General features: G+C 42.0%; 21 protein-coding genes and 1 pseudogene. 9 read left to right on the top strand and 13 right to left on the bottom strand.

Going from position 1 to position 26047, the window contains the following annotated elements; translation table 11 throughout:
• Window positions 1–311: 311 nt before the first annotated feature.
• The 7 genes and pseudogenes from FDK13_RS05825 to FDK13_RS36550 form a co-directional block, all read right to left on the bottom strand.
• Complete coding sequence (locus FDK13_RS05825; RefSeq protein ID WP_137339044.1) at window positions 312–3416, bottom strand: efflux RND transporter permease subunit; 3105 nt, start codon at window positions 3414–3416, stop codon at window positions 312–314.
• A gap of 11 nt (window positions 3417–3427) precedes the next feature.
• Complete coding sequence (locus tag FDK13_RS05820) at window positions 3428–4483, bottom strand: efflux RND transporter periplasmic adaptor subunit (RefSeq protein WP_137339043.1); 1056 nt, start codon at window positions 4481–4483, stop codon at window positions 3428–3430.
• A gap of 25 nt (window positions 4484–4508) precedes the next feature.
• Window positions 4509–5870, bottom strand: coding sequence for a TolC family protein (locus FDK13_RS05815; RefSeq protein WP_137339042.1), 1362 nt, complete (start codon window positions 5868–5870; stop codon window positions 4509–4511).
• Between the two features lie 135 nt (window positions 5871–6005).
• Window positions 6006–6611 (bottom strand): TetR/AcrR family transcriptional regulator, encoded by a 606-nt coding sequence (locus FDK13_RS05810; RefSeq protein ID WP_137339041.1) that lies wholly within the window; start codon window positions 6609–6611, stop codon window positions 6006–6008.
• A 70-nt stretch (window positions 6612–6681) separates the two neighbouring features.
• Entirely contained in the window at window positions 6682–6879 is a 198-nt protein-coding gene (locus FDK13_RS05805; protein WP_137339040.1) for a hypothetical protein, read from the bottom strand.
• A gap of 391 nt (window positions 6880–7270) precedes the next feature.
• Window positions 7271–7669, bottom strand: a complete 399-nt coding sequence (locus tag FDK13_RS35780) for a DUF6088 family protein (protein ID WP_220417330.1) — start codon at window positions 7667–7669, stop codon at window positions 7271–7273.
• A pseudogene (locus tag FDK13_RS36550) lies at window positions 7629–7886 on the bottom strand (DUF6088 family protein). Before FDK13_RS36550 ends, FDK13_RS35780 begins: the two are co-directional and overlap by 41 nt.
• Window positions 7887–9079: 1193 nt before the next feature.
• Here FDK13_RS36550 and FDK13_RS05795 point away from each other — a divergent pair.
• From FDK13_RS05795 to FDK13_RS05765, 7 genes are all read left to right on the top strand, one after another.
• Window positions 9080–9970 carry a hypothetical protein gene (locus FDK13_RS05795; protein ID WP_137339039.1) on the top strand — a complete coding sequence of 297 codons (891 nt, stop codon included), beginning with the start codon at window positions 9080–9082 and terminating at the stop codon, window positions 9968–9970.
• Between the two features lie 121 nt (window positions 9971–10091).
• Window positions 10092–10391 (top strand): helix-turn-helix domain-containing protein, encoded by a 300-nt coding sequence (locus FDK13_RS05790; protein WP_137339038.1) that lies wholly within the window; start codon window positions 10092–10094, stop codon window positions 10389–10391.
• Window positions 10388–10726: a hypothetical protein gene (locus tag FDK13_RS05785; protein WP_137339037.1), complete on the top strand. Its 339-nt coding sequence runs from the start codon at window positions 10388–10390 to the stop codon at window positions 10724–10726. Before FDK13_RS05790 ends, FDK13_RS05785 begins: the two co-directional genes overlap by 4 nt.
• Window positions 10723–11424: a P-loop NTPase family protein gene (locus FDK13_RS05780; RefSeq protein WP_170982718.1), complete on the top strand. Its 702-nt coding sequence runs from the start codon at window positions 10723–10725 to the stop codon at window positions 11422–11424. The genes FDK13_RS05785 and FDK13_RS05780 overlap by 4 nt, the downstream gene beginning before the upstream one ends.
• Window positions 11417–11950 carry a hypothetical protein gene (locus FDK13_RS05775; protein WP_137339035.1) on the top strand — a complete coding sequence of 178 codons (534 nt, stop codon included), beginning with the start codon at window positions 11417–11419 and terminating at the stop codon, window positions 11948–11950. Before FDK13_RS05780 ends, FDK13_RS05775 begins: the two co-directional genes overlap by 8 nt.
• Window positions 11951–12242: 292 nt before the next feature.
• Entirely contained in the window at window positions 12243–12905 is a 663-nt protein-coding gene (locus tag FDK13_RS05770; protein ID WP_137339034.1) for a plasmid mobilization protein, read from the top strand.
• Window positions 12902–13744 (top strand): relaxase/mobilization nuclease domain-containing protein, encoded by an 843-nt coding sequence (locus FDK13_RS05765; protein WP_137339033.1) that lies wholly within the window; start codon window positions 12902–12904, stop codon window positions 13742–13744. The genes FDK13_RS05770 and FDK13_RS05765 overlap by 4 nt, the downstream gene beginning before the upstream one ends.
• Before the next feature lie 291 nt (window positions 13745–14035).
• On the opposite strand, the gene FDK13_RS05760 is transcribed toward FDK13_RS05765, so the two are convergent.
• Window positions 14036–15145, bottom strand: coding sequence for a transglutaminase domain-containing protein (locus FDK13_RS05760; protein ID WP_137339032.1), 1110 nt, complete (start codon window positions 15143–15145; stop codon window positions 14036–14038).
• Window positions 15146–15164: 19 nt separating this feature from the next.
• Complete coding sequence (locus FDK13_RS05755; protein ID WP_137339031.1) at window positions 15165–15602, bottom strand: helix-turn-helix domain-containing protein; 438 nt, start codon at window positions 15600–15602, stop codon at window positions 15165–15167.
• A gap of 172 nt (window positions 15603–15774) precedes the next feature.
• Here FDK13_RS05755 and FDK13_RS05750 point away from each other — a divergent pair, with 172 nt between their 5' ends.
• Together FDK13_RS05750 and FDK13_RS05745 are read left to right on the top strand one after the other, a co-directional pair.
• Window positions 15775–16641 (top strand): HEPN domain-containing protein, encoded by an 867-nt coding sequence (locus FDK13_RS05750; RefSeq protein ID WP_137339030.1) that lies wholly within the window; start codon window positions 15775–15777, stop codon window positions 16639–16641.
• A 12-nt stretch (window positions 16642–16653) separates the two neighbouring features.
• Complete coding sequence (locus tag FDK13_RS05745; RefSeq protein ID WP_137339029.1) at window positions 16654–20109, top strand: DEAD/DEAH box helicase; 3456 nt, start codon at window positions 16654–16656, stop codon at window positions 20107–20109.
• 487 nt (window positions 20110–20596) lie between these two features.
• On the opposite strand, the gene FDK13_RS05740 is transcribed toward FDK13_RS05745, so the two are convergent.
• The 4 genes from FDK13_RS05740 to FDK13_RS05725 all read right to left on the bottom strand — a co-directional run bounded on the left by FDK13_RS05740 (window position 20597) and on the right by FDK13_RS05725 (window position 26046).
• Window positions 20597–21511, bottom strand: coding sequence for a DUF2971 domain-containing protein (locus FDK13_RS05740; RefSeq protein ID WP_137339028.1), 915 nt, complete (start codon window positions 21509–21511; stop codon window positions 20597–20599).
• A 220-nt stretch (window positions 21512–21731) separates the two neighbouring features.
• Complete coding sequence (locus FDK13_RS05735; RefSeq protein ID WP_137339027.1) at window positions 21732–22790, bottom strand: restriction endonuclease; 1059 nt, start codon at window positions 22788–22790, stop codon at window positions 21732–21734.
• Window positions 22791–22959: 169 nt separating this feature from the next.
• On the bottom strand, window positions 22960–23133 hold the full coding sequence (locus tag FDK13_RS35310; protein WP_170982717.1) for a hypothetical protein: 174 nt from the start codon (window positions 23131–23133) through the stop codon (window positions 22960–22962).
• Between the two features lie 543 nt (window positions 23134–23676).
• On the bottom strand, window positions 23677–26046 hold the full coding sequence (locus FDK13_RS05725; protein ID WP_137339025.1) for a S8 family peptidase: 2370 nt from the start codon (window positions 26044–26046) through the stop codon (window positions 23677–23679).
• Window position 26047: the final 1 nt, after the last annotated feature.

Genomic DNA, 26047 nt, shown 5'->3' with positions numbered 1-26047 from the left:
CTGGTCTAAGGTAAACAGGTTGCTACGAAATCTCCAGCCCGGGACGGGCGGTCCATACCCTCAGCATTTAAATTAGTGACATGTAACGACAATGATTTCTTTCCGTAAGATTTCTAAATTCTCATCGCATATAATTGCTATGCACTTAAATAAGCTGTATTCCAGAAGGCCTTGTGATTCAGGGATATGATGGGATTTGAAAATGATACCTCCTCATTAAAACAAAATGCAGCCCGTTAAAAATTTAAAGGGCTGCATTCTTCATGTGACATTACGCTATCAATAGTGTTTCGTTTGTGTCAAAAAAGGGTTTAAGCGGGTTCTGCTTCGGCTTGCAAAATCTCATTATTACCTTCTATGTATTCTTCGTTGTTCTCTAGGCTTGGTGGAATTAATTTATACATCACAGGGGTTACGATCCGTGATAAAATAGTTGAACTGGTTAACCCTCCAATCAATACAATCGCCAACGGCGCGATCTGTGGATTAGGATTAAATGCCAGAGGAATCAGCCCACAGATTGCAGTGATCGAAGTTAATACAACCGGTAGAAACCGCGTCTCACCTGCTATGGCGATGGACTTCTCAATACTATGCCCCTCTAAACGCAATTGATTGGTAAAATCAACCAACAAAAGAGAGTTTTTTACCTGAATTCCGGAAAGTCCTATGAATCCGATAATAGATACAAGGGATATCGGATATCCGGTCATCAACAGTGCAACGACACCCCCGAAAATTCCCAATGGAATAATGGAAAGCACAATGATTATACCTTTGAAAGTTTTGAACTGCAAAAGCAGCACGCCTATAAAAAGGAAATTGCTCAGGATGATAACAGAAAGAAAATTCCCTCCCAGCGTATCTCCTTCTGTTTCTTTTTCACCAGATAATTTGTAATAATAGCCAGGCGGCATTTTTAGCTCGTTCAGTTGAGGAATAACATCTTTGAGGATATCATTGGCCAGTACATGTTCCTTCGTTAAGGAGGTAACTTTTGCAAATTTTGACTTATTAAAATGATTGATTGCTGTAGGCGAAGTTTCGAATGAAATCGTCGCGATCTGATTTAAGGCTACGGGAACACCCTGGGTATTATTAATGTACAGGTTTTTAAACACATCCAGATTTGGATACTTATCCCGGTTCACCGTGACAACAACACTACGGGTATCCCCGCGGTCATCAATATAATCACCCACTGCAAGCCCGGCTACCGCCATTCTCACTGTGTTATCGATATCCCCTGTGAGTACACCAAGCGTGTGGGCTTTTTCCTTGTTAATAGCAATTCTTACATCGGTTTTATAAGTTGTCAACTCGTTATTTACATATTCTGTACCCGGATGTTTTCGCAAAATGCTATCTACTTTAAAAGAAAGGCCTCGTATCACATTCAGATCATCGCCAAATAGTCGGACAACAATATTGGCCTCTATCGGTGGCCCCTGTTCAAAATCCTTTACTTCAATCTTCGCATAAGGAAAAGATTTAAATTTAGCCCTTAGTATCCTGATCAGCGCAGTCTTTTCAACAGGCGTGGCATGGTCTGAAAGTTGGACCAAAACCTGAGCGAAATCTGGCTTAATGTCCTGTTGATGAACATTGTAATATACCTGTGGATTTCCCTTTCCAACATTTGTTGTATAATAGGCGATCTCTTTGTAGTTCTTTAATTCTTTTTCCACAAGTTTTGCTGCCCGGTTGCTTTCTTCAATATTTGCCTGTAAAGGCATTTTAAGATTAATCAGAAACATTGGTTTTTCAGAGGTTGGAAACAATTTAAAACCTGCTTTCCCAAACATCATAAAACCAGCAATACTGATCATTACAGAAAGCAGTATTGTTGTTTTAGGCCATTTTAATGCTGCCGGCATGACGTGCTTGTAAGAGCGGTTCAAAAATTTCTGCAGGTATTGCAAAAAGATATTTCCTTCACCGTGAGAATGCGTTTTCAGCATGATGCTTCCTAGAAAGGGGACCAGTGTTAAGGCCACTACCATAGATGCCAAAACACTGGTAATGATTGCCATAGGTAAACTTCGTACGAATTCCCCTGCACTGTCGGGTAAAAGGGCCAATGGGATAAAAGCAATCACCAAAGTTGCGGTACAGCCAATAACTGCATTCCCGATTTGCTTAGTGCCTTTCAATACCGCATCCATTTTGGAATGACCCTCCCTTAACCACCGTTCTATGTTTTCCACAACCACGATGCTGTCATCTACCAATAAACCCAGGGCGACCACGAGCCCGACTATGCTTAATTGATTCAAAGAGAAACCGCATAAATTCATCACGATCAGGCCAAGTGCCAATGACAACGGAATGGCAATCATCACCATGAGAGATGCTCTTATTCCTAAAGGCAAGAGCGTAATGAGAACCAATACAATTGCCAACGTAAAGTCAAACCCCAAATGGCCCAGACGCTGCGAAACCATATTGGCCTGGTCAAAGTTCTTGACCATCCTGATGTTTGCAGGAAGACTGGTTTGGAACTCATCCAGAATCGGCTGGTACTCTTCCATGACCGATGCAATGTTTATTCCATCCTTGAGTTGGGCATTAACCAGAACACAGCGGTGTCCGTTAATCCGCGTGATGTGTGTTACTGTTTCCGCCTTGTAGTCCACAGTAGCCACATCTTTTAAATAGACAATTTTACCATTTCCGTTATAGATAACGGTATTGCCAACGTCATCCGCATTTTTAAATTTACCACTGGTTTTTACATTAAAAACCTTGGTATCCATGTGAATGCTTCCACCGGACAAATCTTCGGCTTCACTTTGGAGGCTTCCAATGACAACGGCCATAGGAATATTCAGTTGAGCCAGTTTATCGACTTGTATATCCACTCTGATCTGCTGTTCCGGCGCACCGGCATAATCGACTTCTTTTAATTTGGTTAATTTTTCTAAAAGCGTTTTCAGTATATCAGCTTGGTCTTTCAATACTTTCATAGGCGCATTGTCTGAAATTAATGCGACTTGAATAATATTCACATCGGAAGCCGATATTTTTTCGACTTTGATTAACCGTATATTTTTGGATAATCCGCCATTTCTCAGCGCATTTACTTCCGTGGAAAGTTCCTGGTATTTATTGTCTACATCCACACCATATCTGAATTTGGGTTGTATGACTGCAACACCATCTTCGATGGTCGTTAACATTTTTTCTATATCATCCATTTGAAAGACCTTGTTTTCAATGGGTTTGACTACCTGATCCTGAAGGTCCTTGGGACTTGTGCCAGGATCAATAACAGTAATCAGGAATTCCGGGGGATGGGTCGAGGGATCTTCCGACCGGGGCATAGTCAACAAAGTCAGAAAACCTACCACTGCAACCAGAAGGAAGATTACCAATGTGAATTGATAATTTTTTACGGCAAAATTTGTTAGTTTCATCTTTTAAAAAATTAACGGGTGATCTTAATAACGGACTGTTCGTTCAGAAAAGCACTATTGGATACGATGATTGAATCTGTAATTCCCAGCCCCGAACGGATATAGGCTCCGCGGTTGTCAAAACCCGAAATCGATACAGGTTTGCGTTTAACCGAATTCTTTCCTGCTGGTACAAATACAAATGCTTTGTCACCATCAATTTCCACAAGCGCGTCATAGGGTATGACCAACACATTGTCAGCTTTGCCTGTTTGTATAACTGCCTTACCGAACATACCCACTGCGGGATGGGTTTTGTTAAGAGCGATCTTCAGTTCAATTTGAAAAGATCCTACGGCTTTATCCGAAGCCTGCGATTTGCGAAATACAGAGGCATTAAAATGCTCACCTGGATAGCCATCAAGAGTAACAATGGCTTTCTGCCCCGGGCTGACCGCTGCCCATTCTTTGTCTGTGACACCGACCTTCAGTTCATAATTACTATTACCCTTGGCTTCATTGATTAATAATACAGGAGTTCCGGGCGCGGCAACCTCTCCCTCGTTAGCCATTTTCTGGGCAACAAAACCATCAGCTGCTGCATAAATTCTGGAATACCGCTCATTGAATGCTACTGCCTCTTTGGCGTGCTGGGCAACATCTAAAGCAGTTTTTGTATTTTGCAGCTGTTCAAGGGTATAAACACTGTCTTTATATAAATTTGCCGCTCGCCTGTAATCTCGCTGAGCTTTTTCAACATTTAAACCGGATTGGGAAAGACCGGCATTAATTTCTGTTGAATTAAGCGTAGCCAGTACCGTTCCCTTACGAAAAAACTGACCTTCATTCACAAATATTTTATTGATTACACCGCCGATTTTAAAAGAATATTGTGCCGTATTCTCCGTAGTGACAAGCCCTGTTGCACTAACAGTATCGGGCAGGCTCAGGGAGGATATGGCTGCAATTCTTACCGGGATAATATTCGCTTCAATCTGATTTTTGCTTTCGTTTTTTTTGTCTCCACATGAGATTACAAGCATTGAAAAAACAATTAAAGTCGGACAGATTAGGATTATTTTTTTCATTTTTGAATCAGTTAATGATTAGTGATTATTTAATGGGAAAACCAGCTGTGGCACGTTCAATCTCTGCATGTGCGATCCAGGTGTCGTACAACGAAATATTCATCCGCAGACGGGAATCAATCAATTGGTTCTGTGCATCCAATAACTCGATATAAATCGCCAGACCTTCTTTGTAGAGTTTTAATTCATCATCGTAATAAGTTTGTGCTGTCTTAACCTGGGTTACGGCGGCAGCGTATTGCGCAATTGAGCTGATTAAGCTGTTCTTGCGTACATCCAATTCCGTTTCAAGTTGTAGTCTGACGTATTCACTCTGCGCTCCAATACTTTGCTGGTCTGCGATGGTCTGATTGATTCTATGCGTATTTTTACCAAAAGCAAACAGGTTCCATTCCAGATTTACTCCAAAGAGATAATACCTGCTACTTCCATTAAATTTCCAGTCAAAGGCCTGAGAGCCAAGATTCAGCGATGTGCCAATTTTGGGTATGATATAAGATTTTGCCAAACCTGTCAGATTTTGGTTTATATCAGACACGATACTTAATTTGGATAGTTCTTCTCTTTGATTGACACCTTGATCTGAAAAACTATCGACCGGAGGTTTGGAAAAACTAGAATCCACCATAATGCTATCGGTCAGCGGTCTGTTTAAAAGGAAATTGAAGTAATCTCTGGCGGAGTCTCTGGCCTTTTGCGAGGTAGTAAGTGACGCGCTGATGCGTGAAACCTCATTCTCGCTACGCAGAACGACTGTCCTGTTAACTTTATCATTTTTTAGCAAGGAGGCGTTAACCCGCAACTCCTCCTTTACCAGCGTAAGGGAAGATATATATATATCGGAGGCGTATACAGCTTTTAAATATTGGTAATAAGCTGCTTTAATGTTCTTGACCAGCTCCCGTTTATAAAGCGACACTTCTTCTTTCTGCAAACCGACCTGTTGTCCTTTAATTTTTTTGTTATAAATCAGTTCCGCATTAAGGATAGGATAAGTAATTCGGAACCTGGTATCATAAAAATTATCGGGGTTGATCAGGATATGCTGATTCTGTACCTGTGGAAAAGCGCCGCTTCCGGTTAATTTGTTCAGGGACGAATAAGCATTATTAAGCAGGTCGCCCAATGGCAAATCAATAGTCCGTCCGCCATGTGTTTTGGTATAAGATCCGCCGAATGAAACGTCCGGCAGGAACATCGACTTAGCCTCCTGCAAGGCATACAAGTTCTTTTCTAAAATGAACTTCTGCTGTTGTATGCTCTGATTTGATTTAAGCCCGTACTCTATGTAGTTGTCCAACGTCGCCTGGGCTTTGGCGGGCATCGTAAAAAGCAGTCCGTAGGCCCCGGTACATGCCAATCGAAAAATTAACTTTTTTATTCTCATTTTTAAATGATGTTATAAATTTAAACACTGTTCAATAATTAAAAAAAATGTATAGAAAATCAATTAATATCTTGATTTATATCAATACCATTACAGTATATTATTTTTATACACTGTTCAATATTTGAAGAAAAATTATCCCCTTTCGAGCAGGGCTAAAAAGCAGTCATATCCATTTAGCATCAATTCCTCGTTTGTCTTATTAATAAAACTACTGGTACGATCTTTACAAAAGAGTGCGCAAATTCCGTGTACAGAAGAAAGGAACATGAATGTCAGGTATTCCAGATCCATACCTTTAAAGCGGCCTTTCGCCTGGCATTCTTCCAGCACTCCTGCGAGATAACTTATTGCCACCTGAGCAATTTGAAAGCCTGGTTTGGCAGGTTGAACACGTTCATCCACAATGAACATTAGATTATAATAATCCCTGTGATCCTGTGCAAAGTCAATGAATATCAAGCCAATAGCTTTGAGCCTTTCAAATGGATCCGCGACTTTGGCGAGTACTTTTAAACGGCCCATCAATATATGAAAACCTTCCTCATGCAATTCATGGAAGATTTCCGATTTATCCTTATAATAAAAATACAGCGATCCCGGACTATAATTAATTTCATTCGCAATATTGCGCATGCTGGTATGTTCGTAGCCTTTTTCCAGAAAAATCTTTCTGGCCCCATCCAGTATCAGCTTGCTCATTTCCTGTTTCTCTTTCTGTTTGCGTTCTGCTATACTCATGTGCGTTGTTGTTAATCCTAACAAATGTATTGAGCACTGTTCAAAAATAAAATATTATTTAAAATTATTTTTATGATGCATTTCCCTGTATATAATTACCCAAGTTGCCGGAATTGGTCAATCCTGTTATAGGCAGGCCAATGCCTTTGTTTTTTCTGGGAATTCCAAGGATATCCTGTGCGTCGCCCGGATAACTTTCAATGATCGTATACCCCAGAGATCTTAACTTTTTTGAAAGCGCAGTACCTATTTGGGTGAGCTTCTGCATACTTTAAATTAAGGGAGGATAGCTCCTGATTCCCTGGCAACGAGCAACCTTTCACAAGATCGGTTGATACTGACTCCATTAGTTCAGAGGAATGGCGAGGCAAGGGAGAAAATCGTTTTACCAAGGGGATTATAATAGTTACGAGGGCGTAAACAGATTAACAGGATCAACAGGGAAAAATTACTCTGATATTGATTATGCTGACATTAAGGCCTTGCTTAGAGATGTACCCCCGTTAAAGACAAGGTGATCGCTGACGCTCATTTCGAAGATGATCGCCAGTGTTTCTGTTACCCACTAATCTTTTTCAACCGCGAATGCCGGCATTCCGGTTTCATTACTGATGGTGTCGAAAATTGCCTTTTTTTTCTCGGCTTTTAAACCATTAAAATTACTTCTCGACATCGTGCAAAGCTTTACTCATTATTTTCTGAATCCATACCGGAGCCAAAGCAATACCCTGTTTAAGGGTAGCTTTATCTTCTGTATGCAACATCTTTAAAATCATTTTTTCTTCATGCTCACTGATATTTTCCTTGCCCAGTTCTTTCAGTGCCTGAATTGCCAGCCTGCTAACTTTCCCCTTTGCAAGAAGATTCTTAGGCGAAACCTTTTTAAACTTAATGGTTCGCCTGCCCACTTTGATTTCGCGGGGGGACCCATCGGTTAAAGGAACAATCTTCATTGGAATCTGCGTACTTAATCCAAGGGCATTCAGTGCATAGCTCCCGCTGGGGACTGTTCTTACTTTATCTCTTTTTGCAATTGCCTCCGCGACCTCCTCTTGCAGTTGGGATCACAGCTCCAATTAAGGGGCTTTCTTTGGGCCTTACATAAATTCCCTGGGCCACCCGTACAAGCACATTTTTATCCTCCTAGCGTTCCAGCGCTTTTCTTACAGCTTCAGATGAACCATATGAGGAGAAATCTTCGGGGAACATAAGCGAACCCCGATGTTTTGCCTTAACTATTCTTTCTATCTGTTTCTCAGTGCCTAATGTCGCCATGATAATTGATTTCTTGTCACAAATATTGACAAGATTTGTGACGGAATGTTTACTGGGAAAATGGATTTGATCCTAAGCAGGGATTCTTTTAAACGATTTGCTTTCAATTTTCTGAAAAAATCACGGTAATACGTAATGCCCAGCGTAGCTATTTAGACCGGATAGAACGTATTTTTCTAAAAATTTCCTGGATGTGCTAGTGGCGTCGGTGACAAGTCTACTTAATATGACCAAACATTAAAAACGAATTATTTTAATGTTAGCTAGTTGGTTTGACCTTAAAATTTATCTAAGTAAAAGATTCAACATATAAAATATGATAATGTTAGACTACTAGATTATCATCATAACATTTACAGCAAAGCTGTTAACTGGCACTGTGTGTCAAAGGAAATTTACTAGTAAACTGAAACAATAATAGATTGCGGTGTTAGCCATTAAAGCGCCGGACTGAACAGAAGATAATATGGTAGTTGTCTCACAAAAAGCAATCTTTCATCAAGTAGATTAAATGCTTCTCCCCTTATTTTAAACTAGATGGATACATAGACACAAAATCGTCATACAGGTCCGAATTTCTCCATAGCACGCATCAGGAAATCTGTTAAACATATGTTCGTTTTACTCGTTTGTTCGTGTTCAGCGAACAAATCGAAATAATGAGGAATTAAAATCAGTGCTTATATCTGTTAGTTGTCAGGGCTTAGGTGAAATCCGAGAAGGAAAATTTTTACGATGATTGGATGAGATTATTGAGGTATTGCATTCAATTCTCCTACCTATCAACTATTCAAGTGAAGTTTATCAACAAGTTGTAGAAAATGCTCGTGAATGAAAATACATCAATGCTCTCACTTGCAACCAGGCTAATAAACAAATTTGTATTGCACAAAAAAGAAAAAGGATCTAGTGAAATTCGCTAAGTTATTGATTTTAAAGTGTCCCTACCTGGAATCGAGCCAGGAACCTACTGATTATGAGTTAGTAAATTTGATGCGCTACGCGATTAGTTACAACGGAATGCCAAGACTCCATATTTCGTATCCAATTTTTTCATCATTCTTAGAGGTCGTCACCTATTTGGTTTTTAACTAGGTTGCAGTAATCTCTACCTGCTTTTTTAAATTTGGTACAAAGTTTTTTTTAACAGGCATTGTATAGGTTAATTGTGTAGAACGAAAACGGAGAGAGAGATGAACCTACATTCAAATTTACAGTATCCCTTACTTAAGTACCTGTCAGAGGAATTTACCGGGGTATTTTATCAAAATGAGCTCACCTGTCTGAACAGGATGCTTATTCTTTACCATAATCGGTATATATTCTCGATTTATGATGATACCGAAAATTACCTGGATGATTATGAAAGGTATCTGGAAAAACCCCTGAACCTCTGGTATCTAACAGCTTTCAAAAGAGAGCGGATCGAGATGGTAAGGAAAAGAATGTATTTTCTTCTTAAAAATAACCGCCAGATCTTTGATCAGCTTCTGGCCCGAAAGGATTACAGCTCCTGGGAAGCCAAAAAGCAGACAATTCTTGAAATTTACAGATGGCTTGAAGCATTACCATCCGGAATCCAGCCGCCCTCAGATATCGATTGTAACCAATGGAAGTTGGAGTTAGAAACGGCAATTGCACCTTTTCTATCAGCATCAACTCAGCCAATGGCTGTAAAATCTTCGAAAAAGTCTGCGTATGAACATTTCTGTCAGGTACTTTCCGGTGCAGACCAGAGAGAGAAGCGGCAGAAATTCGAGCGGTTGATTTCAGTTCTAACGCGGGAACAGTGGATCGCTCCAACAGATAACGATGGCGTTTACAGATTCCGGAATACCGGCAGAGGCGCAAGACTGCAACTGGCGGCTTTGTATTATGTGCTCAACAAACAAGGACATATTGCCCAGGAGCTCATGGCTACACAAATCGCAGCGCTCTTTGATAGCTGGCTTTCCCATCATATTTCAAGGGACTCATTTGTCAAGGCGTTTCAACCCGAACAGCAGGATGCTTTTAATTGCAGTGTCCGCCAGCCGCGGCATAAATATGTCCAGGATTGTACGTTGCTGATTCGGGATTTATAGTGCCGATCCCGGCCTGAAATTTCACTTTTATGTTCTTTTCATTCCCGCCGGAACTGCGGGAATGTTTTTGTGATTTGCCCGGATCAACTTTGCAGCATGTTTTACTAAAACGAGCTGCAATATGATAAACAGTCAAACCAAAGTTTCGGATCTAACAGTCGTCGATTTGGAAACCATTTTAGTCCGGGTTAATTCATCGGACACCGGACAACACGCCGCTATGCTTCTGGATACCCGCCAGGCGCGCGTCTTTCTGGGTGGGATTTCAAAGCATGCGCTTTACTACCAATGCGCTCACAACAGGATCCCGCACATCCGTCAGGGAGGTCGGTTGTATTTTTTCAAAGATGTTCTGCAGCAGTGGAAAATACTGAATGGCTGGCAGGATGTGTCTCTATCATCTCAAACCCAGCCGGTATGAAAGCAAGCAAAGAGCAGCTCATCCGGCTTTTAGAAAGCAGGGATGTCAGAAGGCGCAGGAAACTATACGAGTATTACGAACACTATTTTCAGCAGCAGCATTCCGCCCGGTTTACCATCGAGCTGATCAATGCCGATCTAGGCTTTGCATTGGTAAACCGTCAGGATGTCAAATACATCCGGGCCCATTGCAATCAGTGGAAAACAGCTCAGCCAGAAACTGCTGAAAAAGAGCAGCATACGGTAGAAAAGAAAAGCGTAAAGAAAGAAATCTGGACAAACCAGGAAGAATTGAAAAATCCAATTTTCACAGGATCTAAACTTGACTCATTATGAAAAAGCTACATTTTATTGCCCAGTCTAAAGGGGGCGTTGGTAAATCGCTTCTGATGTATCTGATGGCTCTTAAAAACCATCACAAAGAGAATTGTTTATTTGTAGACATGGATGCCTCTACGTTTACAAGCAGACGTCAGCTGAGCTTTGTAGATGAAGACAAGCTTGATACAGTAAGTCTTTTGAATGAAAGAGCAGCCATTCAGCGGGACAATCTTTTTGTTTATTTGGATAAGCTATCCCGGAGCCGTTATCAGGAAGTATACATTGATCTGGGTGCACCGGAAAGCGAGCAGCTTCCGGCATTAATTGAGTTTGATGACGTGCAATTGCCTCTGAGAGAATTTGCCGATGACATGGACATCGAATTTCACATTGTCATCGGTGGCGCGGGTGCATACAATGCTTCGGTTGAATATCTGCTTAAAATGGTAAAAGTTGTAAGAGATGACTTTAAGATTACGGTGTGGGAAAGTGTTACCGGATTTCGTAAGTTTCCTGAACTGGCAAAGGAACTCGCTGAGAACTGTGAGAACATGGGCATCACTTTCCGAAGGTTCGGTGACTTTGAACCGGAGACATACGTTGGTACAGAAATACTCTCTGGAGTAAGCAAGGGGCTAGCCCTGGAAGATTATGATCGTGGTCCAAGAAAAAGACTGATAAGAGAACTTGATATCAACTTTCGCTATGACTGATCAGACTCCACTGCAGCAGAAAGAACTGCTGCTTATCAAGGCAGATTACCTTGCCCGCTACGGCATGGAGATGGATGACTGGACGGCGATCACGATGCTGGACAATCAGGTGCAGTTTAATAAAATGAATATGCAGCTGCTGGCAAACCTGAGAGAAAACAAAAGGCTCAGTGAAACCTTCAAAGGCTCCGTCAAACAGATACACTTCAGCTCAAAACCGGAAGCTTTTCGTTACGGTTTTGGGCGGAGCCTTCCGTACGCTGTCTGCGCGTTGATCCTGGGTATTTTCTTTTACGTTTACATGAGTACGTATAAGGATTATGAAAATCTGAAAGACACTGTCCGCAGCTACCGTAACGTCACCAGCTATGAATACCTGATCAGTCAGGGGGAATTGACAAAGGATGACGGGGTTGTTTACCTGATCTTAAAGCCGGTCAAAAAGGGCAGACACATCTTCGGACAGACCTACGAGTTTGACGAAAGGCAAAAAGTGGTCAAAGTGCCCCTAAAAAGGCTAGAATGATCCCAAACCTTTCCTATTGATCTCAAATAGTCCAAAAATTAAGCACAAGTACGTCAAGGCAGGCGACAATAAGCCAAAGTCAGCCCGAAAGGGCAATCATAAGAGCCATTTTAGAAACATTTCAGCTGCAATAGATCATAGGCGTTGGCTTCTCCAAATCAAGCTATCGCCGGTACGCCGTAAAAACGGCGACCGGCGGAAGCTTGCAAGGGGCACAGCCCCCTTGACCCCCAGCTATTCGCCTTTGGGCTCATAGCTCATTGCCAGAGACCACTTACAAATTTTCAAGATTATGGAAAAGAAACAAAAAGGCAGACCAGCCAAAAATGAAAAGATTGTCAGAAGATCCCATTTTTCTATATGGGCGACCAAAGAAGAAAAGGAGCTATTGAACCAGCACATTGAAAGAAGCGGGCTTTCAGCCAGCCAGTATTTTTTAACGCTCGCGCTGAACAGCCCGATTAAACGGCCACAGAAAAAATCACTTCCGGCAAGGACTGCCGAAACCATCCTGATCCTTGAAAGGCTCAGCGGTATTCTTTCGCTGGCCGTGCTTAAAACAAGGGATTCGGATATGCTCTCGCAGCGCTGGCAGGACAGCAGTAAAAATGTAAGGATGCTTTCCGATCTGATTACCAAGTGGGTGTTTGAAGATTTTGAGATCTGGACGATCAGAAAGAGCCTGTCAGATATCGAGGAGTGGATGCAGCAGCTTGAAATGTATCTGGGAAAGGTGCTGCCGGAAAGTGAAAACAAAGCCAGTGTGTTGGAAAAGACAGCCGATATTTTAAAAGTAAGCAAAGAGCTGCTCGAAAAATACGAAGGCTATTATCTGACGGAAGAAGCTGTCCATACACTGAAAGCCTGGAAACATACCCGGCTGGAAAATCCTCAGTTGGTGCATGAAGCGGTTAATCAGTCGATGCAGGAACTATTAAAAAACAGACAGTCATGATCGGAAACGTAAACCTGGGCAATTACCCCAAAGAGCTGCTTTATTACTGCTACTATGACAAACTTCTGACACCGGAGCAGCGCAAGCAACTAGGTCCGGATGATGTTCGGGGCGAAATCCTTTATATTCAGAATCTATCACTTGAAAAGCTGCCGGACGGTCGTTACAATATGGATAGTCTGACAAGGCAGTTTCTGGGTAACCGGGATAAAAATAAAAAGCTCAACAAGTTCGTATGGCACCAGTCATTCAGTTTTCCGCCTGGCGAAAAACCGACGGTTGATCAGATCAGGGAAATCTCCGTCGCATTTGCCAAAGATTTCGGTTTTGAAAACAATCAGCTGATTGTTTTCCGGCATCTGGATAAGGCCCATGAGCACATCCATGTCGCTGCAAACCGGATCAACTACAACGGAAAAAACACGGCGGATCATTTTAACAATTATGCCAGAACGGGAAAATTTTGCCGGAGGATGGAGCTGACTTTGGGGCTTCAGGTTACGCCAGATATGTATCTGACTAACCCTGAAAGGCAAGAGGAGCAGCTTGCAAATAAAGCGATAGTAAAACTCAGAGAGTTGATCGATCAACATTTGTCGGTAGTCCGCTCCCTTCAAGAGCTTAAAGAAAAGCTCAAAGGTCAGGGCTATCGAACCTACCTGGGACGCGGTATTGCGTTTGTCAACACTAAAAACGGAACGAAGATTAAGGGTTCCGAGATCGGAAGAGATTATTCGTTGAGCGGTCTGGAAAAACGATTGGGTGTAGGACTGCAACCAGATTTAAATCAGAAACAGGAAAGGAATTTACGTAGAAGAAAAGGTCTCAGTGTTGGATGACCAACCGGAAATCAGTTTCCATTGTAAGCTATGAATGAAGAGATTGTCAATTGATTTTATAAAACATTCACAATCAGGTGACCTTACATGAATTATAAATAACTTTAAGCCAATTACTATGAAAGTTAAACCGATAAATTTCTTCTCACCAAAGGATAACGTACCAGATAAAAAAAAACTGTCAAATCGAAAACGGCACCAACGGGATACATCTCTGCTCGCTCCTAGTTATGCTTCCTGGCTCCGCGATGCATAATCTTGAGTATGCCCCAGCAATCAACAGTCCCTAAGTTATCTTTTATAAAAATTGGATAGCCTAAAGGGCTTTTTCGTAGAAAGGTACTTGTTCACAAACTCATCTTCGTGACTAATAGATTTTTCTGTTTCAGAAATCTTGGTTTTAAGTTCAGCAAGGTATCGTATCGCATCAGGCTCCTGTGTCTTGATGGTTTCCAGTAGCGCTGCACACCCCCGAACGTTGGTCTTTAATAAATCCATCGTGGTGCTTAGCTGCGGATCAGACCACTGTGGTTTTCTAAACTGTTTGTTTTTTGCAGTGATGTAAATGTTGTACTGAATGATCACCGAGCTGAGCGAACTGTTAACTAATTTCAGATTCTCAGAGAGGGTGCTGTAAGATATATTGCGCTCTAGAATTTTGGCATACTGCTCAATCAGCTTGTTTGTAACCCCGACACTCTGTATACGTGTAAGCCTTGATATGAGGGCCAGCTTCTCAGGTTTTGATATATCGGTGGTAATTGAATCCTGAAAATTGTAGTTAACGGACTTGCCCCGGCTAAAGTCGTTAGCTTTGATCTGGTGATTGGAAAGTGGCGGATTTAAAAGCTGCCATATAGGATCAAAGGGTATATGGGTCAGAATAAACTCCTGCGGTGGAACCTGATACCATGTGTTATTGAGATCCTTGACGAACTGAAAATTTCCATCAACGGTGCCAGAAGACCATGTAGGATCATACAGATACCAGCCTCTCGAAGTTCTCACAGCATTCCATGCGTGGGCCAACTTGTCATTTATTTTGGTCGGACCTCTAACATAGCCGGAAACGGTGTAAGACTCATAGCCAGCACGCCTGAGCAGCGCATTAAAAAGCTCCGCATAGTGCTCACAAACGCCCTTATGCCTTCTAATTGTCTCCAGTACAATTGACTTTGATGACCAGTTAAGTTGATAACTGGGCCTAAGCATCTGCGCTTTTTCAGTATCGTACTGTATCTCATCAGCCACATAGTCAAAGATCGACCTAATTGTGTCTGATTTATATTTGATAATGCTTAGTACAGAATCGAGCTCCGCTGTCTGGGCTGTGGACAGTAATGGGCACATCAGCAGCACAAATGCGTAAATAAATCTGTTGATGTGCCTTAAAGGGATCAATGCAACCTGATTTTAGTAGTTATGCCTTGTCTTTGCCGAGAAGCGTCTGCAATAATTCGACTTTTTCTTTTTCTGATTGAAGCAGACGTTCGTATAACTTCTTGTTTTCGTCAAGCGCTTCCATCAATTTGTCGATAGGGTTGAAGGTACAGTTAATTGCATACGCTGGGCTTGAATTAACAGAAGATCCCTGATAATTATTCTGAATATTTACAATCGCCGCCTCTTCATCAAAATTTTTGATTGCTTCGGCAGGTACTTTAAGAATTTGAGCCACCTGTTCTAGAATGTCCTGCTCAATTTCTTCTTTCTGTTCTAAAAGAGACACCCTCTTTTGGCTCCAGTCTTCTCCCATTTCAAAGGCCAAACCTTCCTGTTTGATACCAAGCATCTCTCGGAAACGCTTGATGTTTCTGCCGTGATGGATTTTGCTCGTTTTGTCACCTGTCATATTCATAATAGCAAGTTAACCGGTTTTAGCCAAATCTGCAAAACATTCTCTTCTGTGCCCATTCGGTATATTTTATTCCTCAGCAATTCTAAAATAGAAAAATCCGGAATGGATTATACGCTGTCAGCAGATTTACTTCACCGTGTCATTTCTGTTAACAGTCAAAAAGAAGCATATTATGGAGCTGAACGGACATATATTAAGCGAAGATCAGCAGCATGATCTATCTGGCATTGTCGAGGCGATCTGCTTAAAATTTGACATCCAACACATCTTCCTGTTTGGCTTCCGGCAAGCGGCATCTGCTGATTGCAGCTGCTTTGCCACAAACCAGTATTCAGAGTTTAAGGCGTATTGTATTTTGGTAGTTACCCACACCCGTCAAAGCCAGCAGCACACGATTCAGGACTTTCTGACTCATCACTTCCCCGACCTTCAAATAACTGTCCTTTCCCACTGGAGCGGACAGGTCGACAAACTCCTCGCTGAGGGCAACCGCTTTTTTTGCGAGGTATTCAAAACCGGACTGCTATTAACAACATCGGACGGTTATAACGCCCTGTCGTATACTCACACTGGTACCCCTGGCCAGTACCATGATGATGCCCAGCAGTATCTTATCCATCACAGCACACTGTCCAAGGGATTTCTTGCTTCTGCCCGTCAGCGCTTTACCGGTCAGGATTTCAAGCTCGGTTTGTTTTTCCTGCATCAAGCCATGGAGCAGTCAGCCATTGGTCTGATCAGGGTATGGATGGGATACCGGTACAATATACATCATCCTGCCAGGTTGCTTGCACTCTGTTACTATTTCTCACCAAAGATCCCTGAGATCTTCACCAATAGTAAGCAAGATCAGATCTTGCTCCAAAAGCTAAACCGCGCCTATCTGGATACTCGCTATCAAAGCGATTTTCAAGTCACCGCTCAGCAGGCTGAGGCGCTACTGAAAAAAGTGGAAGTATTCAAAGACATCACGGATTCGCTTTGCATCAGTAAACTCGCTTCACTCCAAGAGCAAACAAATATGGTAGCTACACTTTAAACTCCTATTACTATGAAAAATCCTGCTCTCATAGCTGAGCCAACCGTGCATCGCACAGCCGCTGTGGATTACCTGATCCCATTTGAAGATCAAAATTTCACACTCACAGAGCAAACCATTGATGCTCATCATGTGCTTGGTAACACTGTCCGAAACAATAAACTCTCTTACTTCGACATCACCTTTATCGGATACAAACATCAAGTTCTCGATCTTCAAGTACCTTTCGGCAAACTGTTAACAAGGCTACAGATAGCGATCCTTCCCACGCATCTGCTAGTTTCGTGCAGCTGTAATGAGCAAACAGAAAAACTGTGCGCACATGCCCACAAAGTCCTGGTAACATTGGTAAGTCGCAGGGGGCAGGACTACTTTTCGAGATTCTACAAGCCTGACCTATTCAAACTGGCAGAAGGATATCCGGATCTGTTTGAGCTGAAAACTGGCTTGGAAGGTATCCGGTTCGAATCGGCCAAAACGCTTGGCACTGTTTACATACCGAGCCAGAAGATTGCTGCACCCCAGTCCGAACCAGTGGCTGATCAGCAGCCAACCATCACACATGACCAGGTCGGTTACAGTCTGTATACCATTTTCCGGCAGGATCACTTGCCTTTTCTGGCAGGGTTCACCGGGCAGCTGCTCAACGATGGTAGTGCTATTAAATCCTTCAGTACCATTTTTCAGACCAGTGTTGCGCCCGAACACATTGTTTTCACGGACCAGCAGTTGATGTTAAATGCAATCGGCTCACGGATTCAAACTACCACAGAGCAACTGTTGCAGATCCAAGGGGCTAATACCGCGCAGAGCCTGGAAGAAGTGGTATCGAAATACACTACTCCCGGAGTTTCACAAATCCAAATATACCGGCAGCGTTTGCTTGATCTTTGGTCAAGGGCGAATCCACTGCTGGCCGGTGAGCGTTTGGTAAACCGTTATAGTGACGGGCGCAAGATCAAATTTGATCACAAACCCAAGAAGGGGTACACAAAACCTTTCCAGACTGCAAGTTCAGAAGTTGGCGTGAGTTTTACTTTGACCAGACAAAAAGCCTGTTACCGGTTACAGCTGCACGTGTTGAGAGACGGAAACCCACTGGACTGCTACGAGCTTTATCCAGCGAGGTCTCCACTTTTTGTTTTCGATAAACGCGGTGCTGTATATCTATTAGCATCTACCCTCAGAGACATTGATCTGATCACATCGCTTACAATAACCGGGCAAGTACTTACAGTGATGGACATCCATTTCGAGCATTTTAACAGATCTGTACTTCAATTCCTGACACGGCACTACCCATTTCAATATAATTCTGTTGGCGCAAATCAACGGATTTTACATGTGCAGCAAATGCAATTGCGGATCTTCGAGCATGCTGGTTCATTTTGCTTTCAGCCGCAGGTGGACTACGGACAAGAATTGCTGGTGCCAACTTTAAGTGCCGGGGCCAGCTGGATTGAGATTCACAGACAGCCGGTCATTTTCATCCGTGACAAAGCCAGAGAAGCTACGTTAACAGAGCTTGTAAGATCACTACATACCGATTTTGCAAGTCAGGCTTGCAAAAATGAAGATTGCTTTTCTCTGCCTAAGACTACCATTCTAAACACAGGTTGTCTGCCTGACATGCTATCAAAGCTGAAAGAAAATCAGATAACTGTGACGGGCATCGAGGACATTGGAGCACTGGCAGACTATATGAATCTGGTAGATATCCGAATGGGCATTCATGCAGATAAAGACTGGTTTGAGATTACATTGAAAGCGTCATGTTCCCAGATTTCAATAAGTAGTGAAGTGCTCAGAAACGCGATTTTGGAAAATGACGGACAGCTGGCACTCAAAGACGGAACACGTGCCACCATCCCAGTCAGCTGGCAAAAGAAGCTGAAAACTGTTATGTCCTTTTCGCAACCGTCCAAATCGGGGATGCGCCTGTCGGGCTTTCATGCTCAGTTATTGGATCAGCTCAACGATCAGTCAGGCCAGCAGGGTCTGCAAGGATTTGCCCAAAACCGGAAAAGTAACGCAGCAAGGGTCAAAGTGATCACAGACAGACAAGTCCCTGATAACGTGCTGGCGACACTTCGTACGTACCAGAAGGAAGGCTTTAACTGGCTGATGTTTTTAAAAGACAATGGTTGGGGAGGAATTTTAGCTGACGAAATGGGACTGGGAAAGACACTGCAAGTATTAACACTTTTACAAAAGGTGTATCAAAATGGTCTGCATACCAGGCCAAGTCTTTTGATTGTACCGACCTCGCTCTTATTTAACTGGCAGCAAGAAGCGGAAAAGTTTACACCAGATCTTCGCATAGTCCGCTATCATGGCGCATTCAGACAACAGCAGGCCTCACGACTTGATTCAGGTGATGTTATTTTGACTACCTACAAAACGGTGGTACACGATATCGATATACTCAAATATGCCCAGTTCGAGTATTTGATCCTCGACGAAGCGCAGGCCATTAAAAACCAGGCCTCACAGCGCTATAAAGCAGTCAGCATTCTGGATGCTCGAACCAGACTGGCTATGACGGGGACACCCGTCGAAAACAGTGGCAATGATCTTTATGCCCTGATGAACTTTGTAAATCCCGGCATGTTGGGAAGCTTGCGTGGGTTCAATAAACTGCTCTCAAACAAAGCGGAAACGGATAGCGTAGCTTACTTGCAAAAGGTAATCAGCACCTTTATTCTCAGGCGAACCAAACAGCAGGTAGCCAAAGACCTGCCTGAAAAAACGGAAATGGTCATCTACTGTGAGATGGAAACCCAACAACGCGCTGTCTACGAGGCCTACCGAATCCGATATCAAAATGCGATTAAAGAAAAAATCAGCGAAACCGGTGCAGTCAACTCCAAATTGTATGCGTTGGCAGGACTCTTGAAACTCCGTCAAATTTGCAATGCACCTGTGTTGGTTGAAGCTCAGGTTGAGCAGGAAGCTGAGCCTGCGAAAATCAAGGAACTCATGCGGCGGTTGAAAGAAATAACACCCTTCCACAAAGTACTGGTGTTTTCGAGCTTTACCGGGTTTCTTGGGCTGATCAGACAGCAGCTGCATGCATTACAGCTCGGATATGCTTATCTGGATGGTAAGACGAAGGAAGATCAAAGAAGCAAAATGGTGGATCTCTTTCAAAACGATAATGACACACGAGTATTTCTGATCAGTTTGAAAGCAGGTGGCATCGGACTAAATCTCACCGCTGCTGAATACGTTTTTCTCGTCGATCCATGGTGGAACCCTGCGGCAGAATCGCAAGCCATTGACCGCTGCTACCGCATCGGGCAAGAAAACAACGTGATGGCTTACAGGATGATTTGCAAGGATACGCTGGAAGAAAAAATCCTGAACATGCAGGCGCAGAAGCGTCAGCTGGCTGATGAGCTTATCTCGTCAACGGATGGGGTACTTAAATCACTGAGTGCAGAGGATATTCTTGAATTGTTTAGCTAGATAAATTGCATGGAAGCGGTTACCATAAAAATATCCATGTCACAGGATCAGGTCTAGGTTATGGAAGATCTCAAAGAAACTTTCCGAAATTCTCAACCTACTTTGGCAAAGTCTGGTTAACTGAAAAGCAGGCTCCTCAAAGGTTGAAAGTTTTCATGAGCACATTTCGCAAGCGGCGTAACGACGGATGGATATGCTACTTTGCGGAATGGAGAATGTATTTACTCCTGTTGCGGCTGGAAAGATGGTAGAAATTAATAATGTCTAAACTTTCAATTTTCCATAACTACACGTTCTTGGAGATGTTTTAGTTAATTCTCAATCAAATAACTGATTGGGTAAATCGACCTCATAAATACTAGAATCAAATTCTCAATTCTTTCCGAAGCCGCGGTTGTTTTCTCTACTGGAAAATCTTGGTGCATTTTTCATTAAAGGTAAAATCTGACGGAAGCAGGTTTATTGGGTTCTAAATTAGATTTACAGCTTAAATAAGTTTTCGAAAATCCATTCGATACTCCTTACTACTCTGAAATGCTTTAAATAGTCCAACATGACCATATCTGGATTCAGCCAAAACGCCCTTGATCCGTTCTTCAGGGGCTCTTCCTATCTTCATCCCCATGTAGATGTTCGATATCTCCGCGGCATCGAAGTGATATAGAAAAATGCCAAGACTTTCGTTGACACAGGAACACTCTTGCAACCCTTTCACAACCCTAAGTTCTTGTTCGTATTGCCAGGATAAACCTTTTGTTAAAAACACATCTCCGGCCAATTCTTCAATCCATTCTTGATTTGGAGTAAGCGTCTTAAATAGATATAATTCAGGCCTTTCCTTCTTGTATCGTACCTCGCTAATTTCGTTTAGACATGCAATAGATGATTTCCTATTTTTCAAAAGGTCTCCTGAGTGATTGAACTCAATTACAAAGCCAGTATCGCTTTGTGTGTAATGTGCCCACATCAGCAAATTGTCATTTCTCTGTGTTAGGCTAAGAATTCCTAGTTTATTCTGAAACCTTTCCCGGAACTTCTCGGCCAAATCGTCGTTTGTTGGCTGCAAATTCAAGGCTTTCAAAACTGGCTTGACTAATGTACTCAGTAATTTATCCGGTTCAACTGTATTTAAAATATCAATAATTGCATTTGGATCAATTTCAGGGTTTATTTTAAAAACTTCCTCAAGTCCTATACTAAGATTGTTCAGTATGTCTTGCCCACTAATAATCTTCGGAATTTCCTTATCAAACAAATCATCAATTTTTTCGGCTGTGTCTATTCCAGAAAGATACGGTATGGTTTCGAAAGTATCGTTTAGGTAATGTGGTTGTGTGAAACGAATGTTCTGGTTTAGGATGACATCGATTCTATCGGGGGGCAAATATTTAAAAATCTTCATTTCGTTGATTCATTAGGAGTTATAGTTTATTAAAGTCGCATTCTGTTCACTTAGCTCATTTGTTCACTGTACTCACATCTGCATTATTCTCGGATAATCCGAATTATTGATCCAGCTCTGTCCGTTATGCATAAAACAAGCTGTTACCATTTTTTAGAATTTGAGTCTGGTTAATGTCATAGGATTCATTTCGGGAAGTCTTAGATTTATCTCGACTCCTTCATTCGTCAGGAAATTCTGTCCTTAGAGTTTTGTCCAAATCCCAGTCCGGAATTTTCCTTTCAGGATCTCCTTCTGTTTTATAATAAATCTCCTCATATGGCATCTCTTGGATATCAAATTTGCAGAACAAATGCGGCTCAGAAAAGTATTCATCTCCATCCCGGAGAATCTCTACGATGTGATGATAAGGAATTCTTCCAATCTGGATAGCATAGAATGTTTTGTATTTGGGGCTATTTCTCCTCTTATCATCATGGCTTAACGGCTCCCAAAATCCATGCTCATCCATAATAATAGGAGTGCTCATCGCCACATTAAGCCAGAATTCTATTCCGTTATGGTAAGTATCATAAAAAAAAGTTCTGAACCAAGGACTAATCTTTCCATCTGGTGTTTCATCCGAGTCGGGATACGATGTGTCATCGACTGATCGTATGAAGACTTTATGAGTGATAAATTTTGCATAGGGTTTAAACGAAAGCAGATCCGGAGTCCTATTTTTCTTTAAATATTCATGATCTATTAGTTCCTTTTCTACACGCTTCTTCATTCTGAGCGAGTACTTGATTCTAGTGGCGTTATCCTGGGTTTTCTTCTCTACCCGTACACCAAAATATACAAAAAGTAAATCCTTGTAATCTTTGTATAATTTTGCTTCAAGAACGCTTGCTGTCCAGATTTCCACCTCGGAAATTCCTTTTTCACTAGAATAATCCTTCAAGTATTGATGAAGGTTCCGGCTCACATCGCAGGCTACAATCACCAGCAGCTTGTCAGGTAATGCCACATTCATCGCTACTTTATCGACGATGTCGGTGATATCTGCTTTTCCGATCCGAATGAACCGTTTGCATTGTATGAACCAAATTTTTTCCTTGCCTTCCAGGTTTTGTATCGCAAATATATCTACACCTAGATCTGCACCTTTACGGCCGAAATGATTGATTTCTCTAAAAGTGTCAGTTCTGGAAACAATATTCAGGCACAGGTCTTCAAATCTTAGCGGGTCAAGATCCGAAAAATGCAGTCTGTTGGTCGTTCTTGTCGGTTGTTTCATTCTCAGTTTTATACAAAGTTTCCTGAAATCAGGTAAAAATTTCCTATCTGCTATATTCTAGTGGACTATTTGAACTGGTAGCTATAATGATGTTGAAATTCTATGATGGTTAAACAAAAAAATAGCGGCCGTTCCGGAAAATATGGCCGCTATTTTTACACCGTTCTTCCTACTTCTCTTTTGTTACGCCTTTGAACGGAGTACCATCTTGTTTTCCATCCATAAATCGACCGGTCTCACGATCCCGCTTGGTCCATGTTTCCGTTACAGGATTATACACCTGTGTTCTTCCGGTAACAGCACCATCCCGATGTCCGTCACCTGTTTTGCCATTTCTAGCCATAAGTGAAAATTTGTTTAAGTTTAAAATCTGTTAATTGTAATTGTACTGTTTCCAGGGAATTCGAGAAATGTGAATCTTACTAAGGAAGTTCACGATATCCTTTCTGCCCTGGTACGTTGCAGTGCCACGCGAATCCTGCGCCATCAAAATAATGGGCACTCCGGGGAATGCGCCTCTGAAGGCTGCCCGCGCCTCGTCACACTGGTTCGTGCTGTTCAATACATGCGATTTTACCACTACAATCGCGAAGGTTACACCCTGCTCTTTTAGAACAGCTCCTTCAAATTTCATTTTACAAAAATTTATATATCCACCCCGAACTTGCAGCGCCGGAGATTATCTGGATGGTGTTTTCCTTTATTGTAGTACACAGATAAATAATTTAAACAAATTGATATCTTTGCAGCGTTCAAGCACAATAAAGTAGAATGCCAAAGGGGTACCAACCCGGATAAGCCACCAACAGCTTTATACATTCTAAATTGAATGCCTTTGAAGTTAGCGCTTCAGGGCATTTTTTTGTTTCTGTAGTATTTTTATTAGTTAACCATTGTTTAAACGTAATCTGACTTCCTCTTTTATTTTCACATTGCTATGTATAAAGCTGAAATTATCCAATAACTGGGTGACTTCATTGTAGATATTACCTCTCCTTTTGGTATCCTTTATGGTAATGATCAGACAAAAGTCCTGTGCAAGCGTCACTTTATTAATTTCTGCCTTGGATTCTGAAAAATCACGGTAAAGCCCTTTGATTTTCAAATACCAGTTTTTAGGCGCTTTCAAAAATTTCTCCTTGTTGGATTCTGTGAATTCTTGAAAATTCACACACCATTTTTTTACAGGCTGATACTTATCTCCGTATGAAATCAGCATTCTTTCTGCGGCAAACGGGACATCCATATTCTTTCCGGCTCTTTTACTATAGACTGAGCTACTAAGGATATTCTGCCGTCCATCAGCACCGATTGGATTTTTGATTTGTGGTTTTGAGGTGTCCCGCTCCGTTTTTTCGTCATAAGTCCCAAGCATCACATCGATGTTGGACTGACAGTATTCCGCTCCCTGTGAAACTTCCAAAATAGGAGCAGTTACAAGTGTGACCGTAATCTCTCCATAAAAATAGCCATCCTCATCTACCATGCTTTGCGGAAACGGAAAATCAAGAATGTCAATAAAATTCCCCTTTTCAAGCGTATCCTGCAGTATCAGCGTGATTTCATTTGGTTCGTTAAAAAGGATATCGGATATATTAGATGGCATTCCGAAACCAACCGCGTTAATTTTGTCCGAAATCGCCATTTTCATTTCGGGCGGATATTTAGCAGAATGAATGATCAAAGCCTTTATCAGGGTGGGGTTGAATCTCTCATTAAGCATAGAATTTAACCCTGCCGCAATGGCTGAAATCCTTGGCGTGGAAAAGCTCGTACCGATAATTTTTGCCAACCTGCCATCCGTTGAAAAAGATTTGACAGGACTTATAGTCACATTATTTCGCGCGTCCGTTCCTGCATTTCCGCCCATGTGAACAATGTCCGGCTTGATCAAATGCGCTGGTCCTGGTCCCGTTCTTGAAAACGGTGACGGGTGATGTTTTCCGGCATGGTCCGTCGGACTTTGATCATGCGTCAAAGAACCGACAACAAGCCCCCTGACTGTATCGGCAGACTTGGTTATCCTGCGCTTTGGTGCGTTTATTTTAAAATTATCACAGTTTCCGGCAGATTTACAAATCAGTACATCATGCTGCTCCTGTATTTCATCGAGTGCCTTGGCAAAATCGGAAAATTCATTTAAGTCGACTTCCTGATCTGTTCCCAGTGACAGATTCCAGATCTTAATATGATCATGTCTGCTGATTGCGTCTCTGATCTGCTCTATTAATTCACTTTCATATATTTTTTGCCTGGTAAGATCCGGCATCACAACCGCTTCAAATAATTTGCATCCTTCAAACCCGGTATAATTCACTCCTTCAAGAATATCTCCGTAAATCAGGATTCCGGCGACACCGGTACCATGCTTTTTGTTGGTATCCTCATCGGTATAATAGGTAATGTTATCCTGATGAAGCCAGGGCGAAAGATGTGGAATGTTGGCAATCCCTGTATCCAGCACACCGATGATAGGATAGTCCACACCAGCCTTTGGTGTTTTAATTTCTACTGGCGTGTCCTCAATCACTTCGTCAAGCGTAAGTTCGTATGAAGGCATTTCGGTGATAAGCTGTATACCATCGAAATCCTTCAAAAATTCCAGCGCATCTGTTGTTACCGCATCGACCCGGTAAATATTTAAATCGCCGGAGTAGACGGTACGTTTAAAAGACAATTTTCTGCTTTGGCAAAACTGTTCAAACATTCTGGCCAGTATGCCGTCCAACTCAATATTGCCATAATTGAAAAGTTTTATTTTTAAGACATGATCCTCTTCAATGTCCGAATCAATGGCTATTTCTGGTTTGAATTCCTCTACGTCACTAATGGCAGATATCCCGACTACCGTAGAAAAGCTTGGAAATGCGTTGTTTGCCTTCTCGAAATTTCTGATCATTCCCTGCAAATCCTGAACATCATCCACTTTCACCAATACCTCGTCCACTCCGTTAACCCCAATAATATTCAATTCTGTGGTATTGAACAGGTTTCCGATTTCTTTGCGGTATGATTTGGCCAGTGCATCTTCATTGACTTTCAGTTTTAGCACTGACGGTATGTAATTATTTTGTTTGACTTTATTGGTCAATTTGACAGAAACATCCTGAAGTACTTCTCTGATATAAGCTGATTTCTGAGACGCTATGGCGGGACTTGCCCAAGTGGGCATCTTCCGCTCTCCACCACCTTCGGTGTCCATCTCATCTTTCTGTCTTTTTTGAAAGAATTTTACAGGGAGGTTCTTTTCTGCCATG

This window comes from Dyadobacter frigoris, assembly GCF_005280585.1.
GTDB lineage: Bacteria > Bacteroidota > Bacteroidia > Cytophagales > Spirosomataceae > Dyadobacter > Dyadobacter frigoris.
The sequence above is the reverse complement of the archived record's forward strand: the minus strand, read 5'-3'. Positions and strand labels throughout refer to the sequence as shown.

What these genes read in the sequence shown, in the direction of transcription:
- FDK13_RS05825 (WP_137339044.1), bottom strand. Translation starts at nt 3,416, where the DNA reads ATGAAACTAACAAATTTTGCCGTAAAAAATTATCAATTCACATTGGTA.
- FDK13_RS05820 (WP_137339043.1), bottom strand. Translation starts at nt 4,483, where the DNA reads ATGAAAAAAATAATCCTAATCTGTCCGACTTTAATTGTTTTTTCAATG.
- FDK13_RS05815 (WP_137339042.1), bottom strand. Translation starts at nt 5,870, where the DNA reads ATGAGAATAAAAAAGTTAATTTTTCGATTGGCATGTACCGGGGCCTAC.
- FDK13_RS05810 (WP_137339041.1), bottom strand. Translation starts at nt 6,611, where the DNA reads ATGAGTATAGCAGAACGCAAACAGAAAGAGAAACAGGAAATGAGCAAG.
- FDK13_RS05805 (WP_137339040.1), bottom strand. Translation starts at nt 6,879, where the DNA reads ATGCAGAAGCTCACCCAAATAGGTACTGCGCTTTCAAAAAAGTTAAGA.
- FDK13_RS05795 (WP_137339039.1), top strand. Translation starts at nt 9,080, where the DNA reads ATGAACCTACATTCAAATTTACAGTATCCCTTACTTAAGTACCTGTCA.
- FDK13_RS05790 (WP_137339038.1), top strand. Translation starts at nt 10,092, where the DNA reads ATGATAAACAGTCAAACCAAAGTTTCGGATCTAACAGTCGTCGATTTG.
- FDK13_RS05785 (WP_137339037.1), top strand. Translation starts at nt 10,388, where the DNA reads ATGAAAGCAAGCAAAGAGCAGCTCATCCGGCTTTTAGAAAGCAGGGAT.
- FDK13_RS05780 (WP_170982718.1), top strand. Translation starts at nt 10,723, where the DNA reads ATGAAAAAGCTACATTTTATTGCCCAGTCTAAAGGGGGCGTTGGTAAA.
- FDK13_RS05775 (WP_137339035.1), top strand. Translation starts at nt 11,417, where the DNA reads ATGACTGATCAGACTCCACTGCAGCAGAAAGAACTGCTGCTTATCAAG.
- FDK13_RS05770 (WP_137339034.1), top strand. Translation starts at nt 12,243, where the DNA reads ATGGAAAAGAAACAAAAAGGCAGACCAGCCAAAAATGAAAAGATTGTC.
- FDK13_RS05765 (WP_137339033.1), top strand. Translation starts at nt 12,902, where the DNA reads ATGATCGGAAACGTAAACCTGGGCAATTACCCCAAAGAGCTGCTTTAT.
- FDK13_RS05755 (WP_137339031.1), bottom strand. Translation starts at nt 15,602, where the DNA reads ATGAATATGACAGGTGACAAAACGAGCAAAATCCATCACGGCAGAAAC.
- FDK13_RS05750 (WP_137339030.1), top strand. Translation starts at nt 15,775, where the DNA reads ATGGAGCTGAACGGACATATATTAAGCGAAGATCAGCAGCATGATCTA.
- FDK13_RS05745 (WP_137339029.1), top strand. Translation starts at nt 16,654, where the DNA reads ATGAAAAATCCTGCTCTCATAGCTGAGCCAACCGTGCATCGCACAGCC.
- FDK13_RS05740 (WP_137339028.1), bottom strand. Translation starts at nt 21,511, where the DNA reads ATGAAGATTTTTAAATATTTGCCCCCCGATAGAATCGATGTCATCCTA.
- FDK13_RS05735 (WP_137339027.1), bottom strand. Translation starts at nt 22,790, where the DNA reads ATGAAACAACCGACAAGAACGACCAACAGACTGCATTTTTCGGATCTT.
- FDK13_RS35310 (WP_170982717.1), bottom strand. Translation starts at nt 23,133, where the DNA reads ATGGCTAGAAATGGCAAAACAGGTGACGGACATCGGGATGGTGCTGTT.
- FDK13_RS05725 (WP_137339025.1), bottom strand. Translation starts at nt 26,046, where the DNA reads ATGGCAGAAAAGAACCTCCCTGTAAAATTCTTTCAAAAAAGACAGAAA.